Consider the following 13,987-nt stretch of genomic DNA (forward strand, 5'->3'; position numbering starts at 1 on the left):
ACACAAAACAATGAAGCCAGCGGCGAGCGTCTCGCCGCTTTACGATCCGCTACCCAGGCACGGGTTAACGAATCTCCACGCTGTAACGGAAGTGCTCGGCATGCCCGCGAGAACGGCGCCACTCCAGCGGCGTGCCGGCGTAATCCCGGGCCAGGCGCTCAATCACCACCACCGGGCTGTTGACCGGGACCTGCAGCAATCGCGCGTGCACGTCATTCACCGATTCGGCGGTCAGCGTTTCTTCGGCCGATGCGACAACCTGACCGCAGACCTCTTCATAGATCGGATACAGCAGCGGCCCTTTCAGACTCAGGTCGATCTCCAACAGTGGTTGGAAGCGGTCGCGTGGCAGCCATATTTCCTCGGCGAGCACCGGCTTAACATCAAGCAGTCGCACGCGGACGATGCGAATGACTGGCGCTTCGGGAGGCAGCCCCAAGGCCTGTGCCACCGCCGAGGGCGCAGGCACCGGTTCAATGGACAGGATGCGACTTTCCGGTACCTGGCGTTCGCCGGCAGCGGTTTGAAAACGGAAGAATCGGAATAGCGAAGACTGGAATTGCGGTCGCCGAATGAAGGTACCTCGACCCTGTTGCCGCTCCAGAATGCCCTCACTGACCAAGGCATCGACCGCTTTGCGCACGGTCCCCGTGGACAATTGGTATTCGGCCGAAAGCGCGGCTTCGGTGGGAATGGCTTCCCCTGGACGCCAGCGATTATTGGCGATCTGTTCAGCCAATTGATCACGCAAGCGTTGGTAAAGCGGCAGGCGGACATCACTGGAGAGAGCATTCATCGACTTTATTCACCTTGTTATCTAGTCATATATATGAATATTGGTGCGAGTATTTCCCCAGATCACTTGCCTGTCAAGGAGCGGCAAGGCACCTTGCAGACGAATGGCGGGGTGACACCGAGGCAAGTCGAATTAAGTCTTGGTCATGGATGCAGACGTTCGATCCTGCTAACGATCTAAACCTTGGCTAGCTCAACCGCATCAAGACCGGCGCAGCGGATTTCATCTTCCGGGCACCCAAGGACTTTATAGATCTCAGAAATCACCTGCATCGTTGCGTCTTCGATCGTTCCTTCATTACGGCATAGAACCCAGCCGTGATCCGCAATCGCTCGTTCGAACGCGTTGGTACAAGCGACCTGTTCTTCCAGCTTATGGATGACCGTACTGCTCAACCCACGCTGTCGTGCCGCAGCCCTGGCCCATGAAATATCAGGGTCGGTGACAACCCCGACATGCAGGTCTGGCACTCGCACGTTTCGATCAATGTTTAACTGCAGGATCTCTGCAAACGGAATTATCCGGCGAAACGCCGCATCTGACGGGTACCAGCGATCGATCAGGATGATGCTGCCTGGTGGCTGTTTAGTCAGCACATGCCGGGAAATCCAGTTGCGGCTATCAGCAAGGCGCTCACAAACCGCCCACTCCAGATCCCGAGCGGGATTTCTGACGAGCTTGTTAACGAGGGCCATTGTTTCACCCCTATAGGGATCGCTTTTTTTCTCGCAAAGTCGGATCACCATTTTGTTGTCGGCGCGCAGCACTTTCGTAACGGCCTCCAACAGCGTGGTTTTGCCGGTTCCCTTGGGCCCATCGAGTGAAACAAACAGCGGAGGATTCATTCTTCAAATAACGATTGGTATACGTTTTTTTGCCCGGTTCGTTCGCTGTAACCGCTTGGCGCGACGTTGCGAATCAAGTGGAGGGACCTTATGAACTGACATTCGATGAGCACTCTAACCCGGATTCTGGCTAATAGTTCTCAGAACCAGGTTCTCTTCCAACCAGCCTAACCTGCGTTCGATGATGTTGCGCCGGTCGCAATGGCGTCGCAGGCACTCAGCGTCCTAGCCCTCGTCCGCCAGCGACCAGCCTGGTTCATCGCCCGATTGAGCCGTTTCAGACTCGACCGGGTGACACGATGATTTTGACGTTGTGCTCCTTGTTGTTCACCAGCTCCTCGAAGCCCTGCCCCACGATCTGCTCCAACTGAATGCGCCCCGTCACCAGCGGCGTGATATCCAGGCGGCCATCCGCGATAAAAGCGATCACATCCGCGAACTCACCGTTGTAGGCCAGCGCACCCAGCACCTGTTTTTCGGTCGCCACCAGCTCGAAAAAGTTGAACTCGCTGGGCTCCTCGAAGATCCCCACCAGTACGCACTTGCCGGCTTTGCGGATCAGATCGATCGCGAGCTTGGCCGTGTGTTTGTTGCCGATGCATTCGAAGCTGACATCCGCCCCGAGCCCACCCGTCAGGCGCCGCACTTCAGCCAAGGCATCGCACTCCTTGGGATCAAGCACATGGGTCGCCCCCACTTCCAGGGCCTTGGCCTTGCGCGCCCCAGACATTTCCAGAGCGATCACCTGAGCCGCGCCGGCAGCCTTGGCGCACATGATGGTGCATAAGCCAATGGTGCCCGCACCCACGACGACAACGTTCTGCCCGAGCAGGCTCCCGGCTTTTTTCACCGCGTGCATGCCCACCGCCAGAGGCTCGATCAAGGCCCCGGCTTCTGCAGGAAAGTTCGCCGGCAACTTGTACAACAGATTCGCCGGCACGTTGACCCGTTCGGCGAAGGCACCATTATTCATCAGTCCGGTGAAGGCCAGGTTCTCGCAGATGTTGTACAGCCCGTGGGTGCAGTAGTAGCAGGTACCGCAGTGTTGGCAGGCATCGGCCGCCACCGGTTCGCCGACGCTGAAACCCTCGACACCGGCACCGAGCTCGACGATTTCGCCACAGAACTCGTGACCGAGAATGCACTGGCCCTTGATTCCGGTCAGTGGGTGCGGCGCATCAACCGGTATGAACACCGGCCCGGCCACGTACTCATGCAGATCGGAACCACAAATTCCGCACCATTGCACACGGATCTGCACCCAACCGGCCGGTGGCGCCATTGGCAGCGGAACGTCTTCGACACGAATATCGTGGCGGCCATGCCAGACAGCGGCACGCATACTGCGTTGAGGATTGCTCGGAAGGCTCATAGCGACATCTCCTTGAAATAGTGACTCCTGGCAGCCCGCGAGAGGCCGCCAGGAGGGGCGTCAGTGCTGTTGCACAAACTTCAGAATCAATTGGTTGACTTGCTCGGCGGCTTCCATCTGCACCATGTGCGCCTGACCTGGCAGGACCTCGACCTGGGCCTTCAGCCCGGCGCTATGGTTCGCTGGAATAATCGCGTCGTCACTGCCCCAGATCAGCAATACCGGCTGCTCGCCGTCCTGCACCACGCCCCGCAGATCGAGCTGCTGAGATCCTTCCTTGAACAAGCCTGAGACCAGCAGGCGCAGGGCCGCGCCCACGCCTTCCAGGCGCTTGTACTTGAGCATGTCTTCGAGCATCTGCCGGTTGACCAGATCGGGATTGGAGAACAGTTTCACCAACTGTGTCTTGAGGGCATTGCGGTTGGCCGCCTCGACAAAACCTTCCAGGTAATCGCCGTTGATGCCCTCCCCCAGACCTGCGCTGCCGATCAAGGTCAAGCTCCGTACCCGCTGCGGTTCCAGGCGCGCAACGTTCAGCGACACCGCTCCGCCCATGGAATGACCCACCAGATGCGCTGCCGGAATGTCCAGGTGATCCAGCAGCGCCAGCACTGAGCTGCTCAGCTCATCCAGGTCTCCGCGCTCCAGTTGTTTGGTCGACTCGCCATGGCCTGGCAGGTCCAGAGCAACCACCCGACGCCCGGCAGCCAATGCTTCATGATTGAACATCCAGTTGTTCAGGTCACCGCCAAAGCCGTGCACCAGTACCAATGGCACCCCGCCTTCGCCGCGCTCGAAGTAACGGATCAACCGCCCGTCCAGCTCGACCTTCTGCGGCGTCGGCCCCTGGTCTTCCTCAGCGTTGCCCCCGGGCACGAACGTGGCCTGAAACTGCTCGATAACCGCATCGATCTCGACCTCGCTCGCCTCGCCATCGACCACGATGCCGAGTAACGCACCCACCGCGAGGGTTTCGTCCTGGCGGGCGATCTGCCGACGAAGCACCCCCGAAAAAGGCGCCTCAACACTGCTGGAGATTTTGTCGGTTTCGACGTCCAGCACTTCGTCGCCCTTGGCGATGGCCTCGCCTTCTTCCTTGAGCCAGACATCGACCCGGCCCTCCGTCATGGACAGGCCCCACTTGGGCATGGTCAGGGTATGGATCTGGCTCATGAACGCTTGCTCCACTCGATCAGTTTGAGCACGGCGTTCTCGATCTTCGCCGCGTCGGGAATGTAGAGGTCTTCCAGGGCGTCAGAGAACGGTACCGGCGTATGCGGTGCAGTCACCATCTCGATCGGCGCCTTGAGCGAGGCGAATGCTTTTTGCGCCACCAAAGCCGAAATATCAGTGGCCATGGAGCAACGCGGGTTGGCTTCGTCGATGACCACCAGGCGTCCGGTCTTCTCCACACTTTCCAAAATGCTGTCTTCGTCCAGCGGGCTGGTGGTGCGCAAGTCGATCACCTCGCAATCGATGCCGCGCGCGGCCAGATTGCGGGCGGCGTCCATCGCGGTGTTGACCGTGCGGCCATAGGAGACCAGCGTCACATCCTTGCCATCACGCAGGAAGTTGGCTTCGCCGAAGGGGATGGTATAGAGCTCTTGCGGTACTTCACCCTGCATGCTGTAGAGCAATTTGTGTTCACAGAAGATCACCGGGTCGTTGTCGCGGATCGCCTGGATAAGCAACCCTTTGGCGTCATAAGGTGACGACGGGCAGACCACTTTCAGCCCTGGAATGTGAGTCCACAATGAGGTCAGCATCTGCGAGTGCTGGGCGGCGGCCCGCAACCCGGCACCGACCATCGTGCGGATCACCAGTGGCGTGGACGCCTTGCCGCCGAACATGTAGCGAAACTTGGCCGCCTGATTGAGGATCTGGTCCAGGCAGCAACCGGCGAAGTCGACGAACATCAACTCGCACACCGGGCGCACGCCGCAGGTCGCGGCGCCCACGGCAGCACCGACATAGCCCAACTCCGACAATGGCGTGTCCAGCACTCGTCCCGGGAATTGGTGATAGAGGCCCTTGGTCACGCCCAGCACCCCGCCCCAGGCGTCGTTTTCACCGGGGGCACCGGCACCGCCGGCGACGTCCTCCCCCATGATGAACACGCTGGGATCGCGGCGCATTTCCTGGGCCAGCGCTTCGTTGATTGCCTGCTGATAACTGATTTTTCTCGCCATGATGAAGGTCTCGATTCTTGTTATGGGGGCGTTCAGGGATAGGAAACGTAGACGTCGGAAAGCAGGTCGGCCGCGCTTGGCTTGGGGTCGGACTTGGCCTTGCGCACGGCGTTCTCGATCAGCAGGTCCACCTCGCTGTCGATCTGGTCCAACTGGCTGGCCTGCACCCGCCCGGCGCGGATGACGCGATCGCGGAACTGCATCAAACAATCGTTGTGCTCGCGGAAATGCTTGACCTCGTCCGGCGCCCGATAGGTCTGGGCGTCGCCCTCAAAGTGACCGTAATAGCGAGTCAGTTTGACCTCGATCAGCGACGGCCCCTCCCCGGCCCTGGCCCGTTCCACGGCGGCACCGGCGGCTTCGTGAACGGCGAAGAAGTCGAAACCGTCCACCGTGACGCCGGGCATGCCGAAACCGGCTGCGCGGTCGGCGATGTGATCGCAGGCCACCGACCAGTTGGAGGCCGTGGCTTCGGCGTAACCGTTGTTCTCGGCAATGAACAGGCACGGCAGATTCCACACCGAGGCCATGTTCATCGCTTCGAACACCGCCCCTTCGTTGGAACCACCGTCGCCAAAGAACACCACCGCAACACTGTCAGTGCCCTTGAGTTTCGCAGCCAGCGCCGCGCCCACGACCAGCGGCGCACCGGCCCCCACAATGCCATTGGCACCGAGCATGCCCTTCTCGAAATCGGCGATGTGCATGGAGCCGCCTTTGCCTTGGCAGACCCCGGTTTTCTTGCCGTAGATCTCGGCCATCATCCCGTACACATCGACGCCTTTGGCGATGCAATGGCCGTGACCACGGTGGTTGGAGGCAATGCAATCGTCATCCCCCAAGTGGGCCATGACCCCGGCGGCCGAGGCCTCTTCGCCGGCATACAGATGGACAAAACCGGGAATCTCACCGGTGGCAAATTCCACGTGCAGGCGCTCTTCAAAGACGCGGATGGTGCGCATCACCTGATAGGCACGCAGCAATTGATCAGCGGTCAGCTGTGTCGACATTTTTATTCTCCAGGGTGTCTTGTGATTCAAGGTTCAGAGGGTGTTGCGGGTGCTCGCGGCCGATGGCCAGTAGTCGCAGTTGCGCGGCATGGGCCAGGGTCGCATTGACATCAATGCTCAGCGGGCCGCCGGCATCGAGAGTGACCGTGGGCCGGTCATGGGCGTTGAATTCGATCTCGCGCTCGCCATCCAGAGCGAGGGTTCCGCTGGCCAGGCACAGACGATGGGCGACCCCGGGTTCAAGGCTTCCGGCCGCGAGCACACCGCAGCCTTGCAGCAGGCCTGGAGCCAGAGGCACCAACAGCGCTTCGGGCGATCGTGCATCGAGTCGCATCCAGGCTCCGCCAGGCGCCTGACGTGACACGGGAAACCACAAGCCGCAAAGGGCCGAGATGCCAATGGACTGAGGTTCGGCGAAGGTCACAAAGACCTCGGCCAGATCGGCCCCGCGACTGATGGCCCGTGCGCCGACAAAGGGCAGCGAGGACACCGCCACGTCCACCAGGGCCATCTCGCACAGGCCACGACTCGGTTCGCGCACCAGCAAGCGTTTGTTGCGGCGCAAGGCGATCTCGGGCGGGATCCGCCCACTGACAAACAGCCCGCCGGCCAACCCGGCGCTGGTGGCTTCACGTAATTCCGGAAAGGCGTTATTGGTGCCGGTGGACAGCGTCAGCAGCGGAATGTCGCCCACTTCAGCGGCCACCGCCTTGTGAGTGCCGTCACCGCCCAGCACTGCAATCAGCGCGACACCGCGTTCAGCCATCCAGCGTGCCGCGAGGCGGGTGTCCTCGACGCTTTGGCGCAGGGTCAGGTCGAGAAACTCAAGGACCGGCCAGTGACTGCTGCGCGCCTGGCGGCCGTGGCTGTTTTTCAGCACGGCGGCGGCAATCCCGGTCATGTCCGTGGGCATCAGCACCCGTTCGACACCCGTGGCGCCAAAGGCCGCCAGCAAGCGCTGGATCACCGAGACCTTGTCGGTGCTGGAAAACAACCCGGCGTTGGCGGTCAGTCGCCGCACGTCGCGGCCGGAGGCCGGGTTGGCAATGATGCCTACGGTCAGCGGCGCACGACTCATGACGCCACCATCGGCAGATCAAGGAAAGGGTTTCGGCAGGACATCGGGCACCTCTTTTTATTATTGGGTGGCCAGTCGGGCTGGTTGCCAGGGCTAGAGCAAGGCCGGTGCCAGGTCTGCAAAAACGCCTGCAAAAGCCCGCCGTAGAGCATTCCGATGGTCACCCATGGGTGGCCCGAATCAATTCCGAATGAGACGCGTCATGTCAGGCTGCACGAGGTGGCGGCGAGACGCTGAGACGTCGCGTCTCACCGCCGGCCCCGCTTGCCTCGACACTTGTCTGTGACCCATGAACGGCGCTTAATAGCCGCACAACTAAAAGAAGATGGAACCGGAGGCCTGAATGCTTTCCGCACACTCAAAGGCGCATGTGGATTGCGTCAGCCGTGTTTTGAAAAATGCCGGACATCTGCCACAGCTGCCTGTGTCGGACCTGATTCTCGACTCCTGGCGCCGCTCCATGGAGCAACACCACCTGGATCCCGGCTCGCTACAAGGACCACGGATCCTCTCGCAGAACGTGCTGCAGGAATGCCGCGAGCGCTCCGAGTTGTTCTTGCGCATCGCCAGTGAAGAAGTCGCCCGCCTCCACGGTCGGGTCCGCGATGCCGACTACTGCGTCCTGCTCACCGACGCTCAGGGCCAGACCATCGATTACCGCGTCGAATCCTCCATCCGCAATGACTGCCGCAAGGCCGGTCTTTACCTCGGCACTTGCTGGTCGGAGGGTGAGGAAGGTACGTGTGGCGTGGCGGCGGTACTGACTGCGCGAACGCCGGTCACCGTCCACAAACGCGATCATTTTCGCGCCGCCTTCATCGGACTCACCTGCTCGGCCGCGCCGGTCTTCGACCCCAAGGGGGAACTGCTCGGGGTGCTCGATGTGTCGGCGGTGCGCTCACCCGACGACCGCCGCTCCCAACACCTGATCCGGCAGATGGTGGTGCAGAGCGCGCGTGAAATCGAACAGGCATTTTTCATGAGCAGCGCCCAGGGCTACTGGGTGCTGCGAGCCCACAGCAGCCCAGGCTACGTCGACAGCCAACCCGATTACTTGCTCGCCTGGGACGACGACGGCTGCCTGCAGGCGTTGAACCCTGCTGCGCGGCAATGGCTGTTGCACAGTTTTGGTCAACTGCCGGAACACATTGGCCAAGTGTTCGATCAGCAGTTGCTGCATCGGATCAGAGACGAGTCGCTGTGCCTGTTGCACAGCCAGGATGGCCACACGCAAGTGCACGGTCGTCTTAACGTGCCACGGCGGGTGAAGCGCAACGCTTCACGACTGGCACTGACACCCGCCGAACTCGACCCGCGACTGGAAGAAAGCCTGCGTCTTGCCGTGCGGGTTAAAGACCGCAACCTGCCGGTGCTGATCCAGGGCGAGACCGGTTCCGGCAAGGAAGTCTTCGCCCGTCAGTTGCACCAAGCCAGCCAGCGCCGCGAGCGGCCGTTCGTTGCGGTGAACTGCGCGGCGATCCCCGAGAACCTGATCGAAAGCGAATTATTTGGCTATGTCGCCGGTGCCTTCACAGGTGCCTCGAGCAAGGGCATGCAAGGCCTGCTGGAACAGGCCGATGGCGGCACTCTGTTTCTCGATGAAATCGGCGACATGCCCCTGCCCTTGCAAACACGGCTGCTGCGGGTTCTTGCAGAGGGTGAAGTGGCGCCTCTGGGAGCTTCACGCAGTAGAGCGATCGACCTTCAGGTCGTCTGCGCGAGCCACCGCGACCTGGAAGGACTGGTCGCCTCGGGTGAGTTTCGGGAAGACCTCTACTTTCGTTTGAATGGTGCGCGCTTCCAGTTACCGCCGTTGCGCGAGCGTAGTGACCGGTTGGCGCTGATCAACCGGATTCTCGATGAGGAATCGACGCTTTGCGCGGAACCGATGCAACTGGGAGGTGCGGCTCTGGAATGCCTGCTCGGCTACCGCTGGCCAGGTAACGTACGTCAGTTACGGCACGTGTTGCGTTATGCCTGCGCGGTGTGCGATTCAAACCTGATTCAGGTCAGCCATTTGCCCGAGCAGTTGCAAGATCACCGACTTGATGGACCAACCATCGATGGCTGTGCGAGCCCCGAACGTCAGGCCCTGCTCGACGCCTTGGTGCGCCACCGCTGGAAACCCACTGCCGCTGCCAAGGCATTGGGTATCTCCCGGGCAACCCTGTATCGGCGGGTGCATCAGCACGGGATCGACATGCCTGGCAGAAGCCAGGTGTAAGCCTGTCACGACACGTGGCGTGAAAGTACCCGGCGCCTCAGCGGCCTGATCGCGATTCCATCGACTCGATTTTCCGATTTGTCCCGAATATTTCTTGGAATGTGCGGGAGGTTTTTCGCTTTTTCAGCTTGCTGAAACGATTCATCAAGTCTATAAAAATGGCACAACTCCAAGAAAGGCTGCTGTCATGACCCCGCTCAAACTCTTTGTTGCCCTCAGCGCACTGTCCGCTGCCTCCCACGCCATGGCCTGGGATTACGTTCTTCTAGACACCGACAAAGCCGCCCAGGACTGGCAGATCACCAGCCAGCAACTCGGCGTAAAAACCGACAAACCCTTCAGTGTCGCCCTGCGCACCTTGCACGGCGGTCGGCAGGAAGGCGTCAGCATCGTCGACATCGATAACGGCACGATGAAACTCTCGGTCGTGCCGACTCGTGGAATGAACGTCTTGCACGCCTCGGTCGGCAATGTGCGCATGGGCTGGGATTCGCCGGTCAAGGAAGTGGTCAATCCGGCCTTTATCGAACTCAATGGCCGTGGTGGTCTGGGCTGGCTGGAAGGATTCAATGAGCTGGTCACCCGCTGCGGATACGAATGGGTCGGCCACCCCGGCGTCGATAACGGCGAACTGCTGACCCTGCACGGTCGGGCCGCCAACATTCCTGCGAACACCGTCACCCTGCACATCGATGAAAAACCACCGTACGCCATCACCCTGCGCGGCGAATTGAAAGAGCAGGCGTTCAAGAAGGTCGACTTCTCTGTTGAGACCGAACTGGTCACCGAACCCGGCAGCGTAGTGTTCGCCCTCAACGACACCCTGACCAATAATGGTGACTATCCGAAGGAATACCAGGCGCTGTATCACAGTAACTTCAGCACCCCGTTCCTGGAGCAAGGCGCTCGTTTCGCCGCGCCGGTGAAACAGGTGTCACCGTTCAACGACAAGGCCAAGGGCGATCTGCCCGACTGGCAAACCTACCGCGCACCGACCAAGGACTACGACGAAACGGTTTACAACGTGGTGCCGTATGCCGATGCCAAGGGCGATACGTTGACCGTGTTGCATAACAAGGCCGGCAGCCTGGGTGTTTCGGTCGGTTTCAACACGCAGACACTGCCCGTGTTTTCTCTTTGGAAAAATACCGATACCCAAGGCCAGGGCTATGTCACGGGGCTGGAGCCGGGGACAAGTTTTTCCTACAACCGCCGTTATCAGCGACCACTGAACCTGGTGCCGACCATTGGGCCGAAGGAACACAAGCAGTTCCGCATCAGCTACAGCTTGTTGGCGGATAAGGCGGCCGTGGATAAGGCCTTGAAGCAGGTGAGCGAGATTCAGGGGGGGCGCGAGACTGAGGTGCGGCAGACGCCGCTGGTTGATCTGACCAAGGGGTGACACCGGCTAGATCATTGTCGGCCGATATCGCCGCGCCTCGGCCAAATGTTCGCGCCTGATCCACTCGGCATGCTCAAGGTCCACCCCTGTGTGCGACCTTGAGCGGTTGATGGGCTGCTTGCAACGACATTGTTGAACGCTCCACACGAATGCTGCCTGTTCATCCTGTGATGGCCTATTGAGCGGCCACCCGGTGTAATATCCAGTACCCCGTACACAGGGCTGACAACAACAAAAACGAGATGACGTGGCCCTGTCGCTGCTTGTCGCAGGACACGTCACCGATGCAGTTGAGGAGCGGTAATGATGGCGAAACTCCAGGCGGCCAGGCCCCCTGCAGGACGTTCGACGAATGAACAACGGCCGGTGAAAACCGTCGGCTTTCTGGTCATCCCCAACTTCACCACCATCGGCTTCGCCTCGGCCGTGGAAACCCTGCGCATGGCCAATCTGGCGGCGCGCCAGACGATGTTCCGCACGGTCATCATCGCCGCCAGTCTGGACCCGGTGACGGCCAGCAACGGCATGCGCATCCTGCCTGACTACACCATCGCCGATGCGCCCAGGCTCGACATGCTGTTCGTGGTCGGATCAAACCCGATCGTCTCCAATCACAGCAGCCGACCGCTCATCAACTGGTTGCGCAAACTGGCGCACGATCAGGTGCCGCTGGGCGGGATTTGCACCGGCAGCCACTTGCTGGCTCGCGCCGATTTACTCAAGGGCTATCGCTGCACGATTCACTGGGAAGACATCGAAGCCCTGAAGGAGCGTTTCCCGGGGATCATTATTTCCAACCAGTTGTTCGAGCTCGACCGTGATCGCTACACCTGTTCCGGTGGCGTGGCATCCATGGACATGACCCTGCAATTGATTGCCCGCGAACCGGGTGGTCGTGAAATCGCGGCCCATGCGGCCGAGTTGCTGTTGTGCGATCGGGTACGAGGGGCTCAGGAGCAACAGCGTGTTCCATTGCGGCAAAAGCTGGGCACTTCGCAGCCCAAGCTCAGCCAGATGGTGGCGATCATGGAGGCCAACCTTGAGGAGCCGGTAGGCCTGGAGGAACTGGCGCGGTTGAACGAGGTATCGGTCCGCCAACTGGAGCGTCTGTTCCACAAGCATCTGCAACGCACACCGAGTCAGTACTACCTGGAACTGCGTCTTTCACGGGCGCGACAATTACTGCTTCGCAGCGAATCGCAGGTTCGTGACATTGCCCTCGCCTGCGGCTTCGTTTCCCCGGCGCACTTCTCCAAGTGCTACAGCCGTTTCTTCGGTGTATCGCCCATTGGTGAGCGTAAACAAGTCGCTGCCGCACATTAGTGCGGCAAACGATGCAATTGCTCGCGAAGCCGCGCTGACGCTAAAGAGTGATGTGGGTGGGACTGGCCTCTTCGCGAGCAAACTCGCTCCCGCATTTGATCTTTGTGAACATCGATTCGACATCCACTGAAGATCCCCTGTGGGAGCGAGCTGGCTGGCGATGGCGTCCAAGCGTTCGCCCGAGTGCAGGTCAGTCCTGCAACGCCTTATGCGCCGTTTCCCGACTCGCCAGCATGGCAATCAAGGCCACCGCCGCTGCCGCCAGCAGGTACCAGGCCGGGGCCATTTTGTTGCCGGTCAGTTGAATCAGCCAGGTCGCGATAAACGGCGCGGTGCCACCGAACACCGCGTTGGCGATGTTGAAGCTGAAGGCAAATCCGCTGAAGCGTACGCGGGTGGGGAATATCTCGGCGAGGAAGCACGGCAAGGTGCCGTCATTCATGGCCAGGATCGCGCCGAACGCAATCTGGATCATCAGAATCACGATCAGCGGTTGATTCTCGAGCATCCCGAACAGCGGAAATGTCAGCAGCAGGAACAACACCGAAGCCGTCAGCAACATGGTCTTGCGCCCGAACCGGTCCGACAGCTTGCCCATCAGGAAAATCAGGCCGATGTAGGTGGCCAGCGACACCGTCGACGCCAGGAACGAATCGCTCTCGGTCATGCCCATTTCGGTGGACAGGTAGGTCGGCATGTAGCTGAGCAACAGGTAGAACGCCACGGCATTCAGGCAGGTCACGCCGATCCCGATGATCACGCTGCGCCGATGCACCGTCAGCAATTCGCGAATCGGCGCCGGGGTTGCGCACTCCTTCGCTTCCAGGCGTTTTTCCATCTCCAGGAACTTGGGCGTGTCCTGCAGGCTCATGCGGATATAGCGCCCCACCAGGCCGAATGGCGCGGCCAGCAGGAAGGGTAAGCGCCAGCCCCAGCTGTGCAGGTTTTCGACACTCATCCATGAATGCAAGCCGGCCACAAACACCGCGCCGAACAGCAAGCCGGCCGCCGTACTGGCCGGGACGATGCTGGTGTACAAACCGCGTTTGCCCTCAGGGGCATATTCGGCGAGAAAGGCCGAGGCTCCGGCGTATTCACCCGACGCGGAGAAGCCCTGGAACAAGCGAATCAGCAACAACAACGCCGGTGCCCACAGGCCAATATGGTTGTAGGTCGGCAGAATGCCGATGCAGAAGGTCGAGACAGACATGATCAGGATCGACCAGGACAACGCACTGCGCCGCCCATACCTGTCACCGAAGTGGCCCCAGACCAGTCCCCCCAGCGGACGGACGATAAACGACAGCGCAAACACCGCGAACGTCGCCAGCAACGCGGTGGCCTTGTCGGTTTGCGGAAAGAACGTCAGGGCGATGACGGTGGCCAGGTAGCCGTAGGCCGCGTAGTCGAACCATTCGACGAAATTTCCCATGAAACTGGCACTGGCAGCGCGGCGCAGGGCCTTGCGCTCGGCGGTCTGTTCTAATTTCTGGGCCAGGGTCGGCGTCAGGCTTGCGCTTTGGGTACTCATTGGCCACCTCCAATGCTGGCGGTGAGTTGATCGTAATGAGAAGTCGGGACTAAGAACATGACATATACCCTCTATTGTTGTACTTGGCAGGGTTAAGGGTCAGTGGATGCTGCGCGCTCTGGGTGCGCATGCGTTTTTTTTCGGTTTGACTCGGTCGCCGGAAAGCTGTTTGGCCGCACATCAAAATCAAACGCCGCACAGGATCACTGTGCGGCGC

General features: G+C 60.4%; 11 protein-coding genes. 3 read left to right on the top strand and 8 right to left on the bottom strand.

The annotated features are described in order from the left end of the window. Positions 1–64: 64 nt before the first annotated feature. The 7 genes from ACVWYU_RS04115 to ACVWYU_RS04145 form a co-directional block, all read right to left on the bottom strand. Positions 65–796, bottom strand: coding sequence for a GntR family transcriptional regulator (locus ACVWYU_RS04115; RefSeq protein WP_090321679.1), 732 nt, complete (start codon positions 794–796; stop codon positions 65–67). 176 nt (positions 797–972) lie between these two features. Continuing rightward, a complete protein-coding gene (locus ACVWYU_RS04120) occupies positions 973–1,641 on the bottom strand; it encodes a dTMP kinase (RefSeq protein ID WP_457371987.1) in 669 nt (222 codons plus the stop codon). 277 nt (positions 1,642–1,918) lie between these two features. Next, a complete protein-coding gene (locus tag ACVWYU_RS04125) occupies positions 1,919–2,983 on the bottom strand; it encodes a 2,3-butanediol dehydrogenase (protein WP_245706734.1) in 1,065 nt (354 codons plus the stop codon). 90 nt (positions 2,984–3,073) lie between these two features. Continuing rightward, positions 3,074–4,186, bottom strand: coding sequence for an acetoin dehydrogenase dihydrolipoyllysine-residue acetyltransferase subunit (locus ACVWYU_RS04130; protein ID WP_457371988.1), 1,113 nt, complete (start codon positions 4,184–4,186; stop codon positions 3,074–3,076). Next, positions 4,183–5,202, bottom strand: coding sequence for an alpha-ketoacid dehydrogenase subunit beta (locus ACVWYU_RS04135; RefSeq protein ID WP_090321669.1), 1,020 nt, complete (start codon positions 5,200–5,202; stop codon positions 4,183–4,185). Before ACVWYU_RS04135 ends, ACVWYU_RS04130 begins: the two co-directional genes overlap by 4 nt. 32 nt (positions 5,203–5,234) lie before the next feature. Beyond that, a complete protein-coding gene (locus tag ACVWYU_RS04140) occupies positions 5,235–6,212 on the bottom strand; it encodes a thiamine pyrophosphate-dependent dehydrogenase E1 component subunit alpha (RefSeq protein ID WP_457371989.1) in 978 nt (325 codons plus the stop codon). Beyond that, positions 6,190–7,290: an ATP-NAD kinase family protein gene (locus ACVWYU_RS04145; protein ID WP_457371990.1), complete on the bottom strand. Its 1,101-nt coding sequence runs from the start codon at positions 7,288–7,290 to the stop codon at positions 6,190–6,192. Before ACVWYU_RS04145 ends, ACVWYU_RS04140 begins: the two co-directional genes overlap by 23 nt. Positions 7,291–7,633: 343 nt before the next feature. Between ACVWYU_RS04145 and ACVWYU_RS04150 the strand changes: the two genes are divergently transcribed. From ACVWYU_RS04150 to ACVWYU_RS04160, 3 genes are all read left to right on the top strand, one after another. Further along, positions 7,634–9,514 carry a sigma-54-dependent Fis family transcriptional regulator gene (locus ACVWYU_RS04150; protein WP_090321661.1) on the top strand — a complete coding sequence of 627 codons (1,881 nt, stop codon included), beginning with the start codon at positions 7,634–7,636 and terminating at the stop codon, positions 9,512–9,514. Positions 9,515–9,701: 187 nt separating this feature from the next. After that, positions 9,702–10,916, top strand: a complete 1,215-nt coding sequence (locus tag ACVWYU_RS04155) for an aldose 1-epimerase family protein (RefSeq protein WP_457371991.1) — start codon at positions 9,702–9,704, stop codon at positions 10,914–10,916. Positions 10,917–11,222: 306 nt separating this feature from the next. After that, positions 11,223–12,239: a GlxA family transcriptional regulator gene (locus ACVWYU_RS04160; protein ID WP_090327303.1), complete on the top strand. Its 1,017-nt coding sequence runs from the start codon at positions 11,223–11,225 to the stop codon at positions 12,237–12,239. A 190-nt stretch (positions 12,240–12,429) separates the two neighbouring features. On the opposite strand, the gene ACVWYU_RS04165 is transcribed toward ACVWYU_RS04160, so the two are convergent. After that, positions 12,430–13,770, bottom strand: a complete 1,341-nt coding sequence (locus ACVWYU_RS04165) for an MFS transporter (RefSeq protein ID WP_457371992.1) — start codon at positions 13,768–13,770, stop codon at positions 12,430–12,432. Positions 13,771–13,987 lie beyond the last annotated feature (217 nt).

The sequence above is a fragment of the Pseudomonas sp. TE12234 genome (assembly GCF_054061835.1).

Coding starts and splice junctions, on each gene's coding strand:
- ACVWYU_RS04145 (WP_457371990.1), bottom strand. CDS start 7,290: ATGAGTCGTGCGCCGCTGACCGTAGGCATCATTGCCAACCCGGCCTCC.
- ACVWYU_RS04160 (WP_090327303.1), top strand. CDS start 11,223: ATGGCGAAACTCCAGGCGGCCAGGCCCCCTGCAGGACGTTCGACGAAT.
- ACVWYU_RS04120 (WP_457371987.1), bottom strand. CDS start 1,641: ATGAATCCTCCGCTGTTTGTTTCACTCGATGGGCCCAAGGGAACCGGC.
- ACVWYU_RS04165 (WP_457371992.1), bottom strand. CDS start 13,770: ATGAGTACCCAAAGCGCAAGCCTGACGCCGACCCTGGCCCAGAAATTA.
- ACVWYU_RS04130 (WP_457371988.1), bottom strand. CDS start 4,186: ATGAGCCAGATCCATACCCTGACCATGCCCAAGTGGGGCCTGTCCATG.
- ACVWYU_RS04115 (WP_090321679.1), bottom strand. CDS start 796: ATGAATGCTCTCTCCAGTGATGTCCGCCTGCCGCTTTACCAACGCTTG.
- ACVWYU_RS04125 (WP_245706734.1), bottom strand. CDS start 2,983: ATGCGTGCCGCTGTCTGGCATGGCCGCCACGATATTCGTGTCGAAGAC.
- ACVWYU_RS04150 (WP_090321661.1), top strand. CDS start 7,634: ATGCTTTCCGCACACTCAAAGGCGCATGTGGATTGCGTCAGCCGTGTT.
- ACVWYU_RS04155 (WP_457371991.1), top strand. CDS start 9,702: ATGACCCCGCTCAAACTCTTTGTTGCCCTCAGCGCACTGTCCGCTGCC.
- ACVWYU_RS04135 (WP_090321669.1), bottom strand. CDS start 5,202: ATGGCGAGAAAAATCAGTTATCAGCAGGCAATCAACGAAGCGCTGGCC.
- ACVWYU_RS04140 (WP_457371989.1), bottom strand. CDS start 6,212: ATGTCGACACAGCTGACCGCTGATCAATTGCTGCGTGCCTATCAGGTG.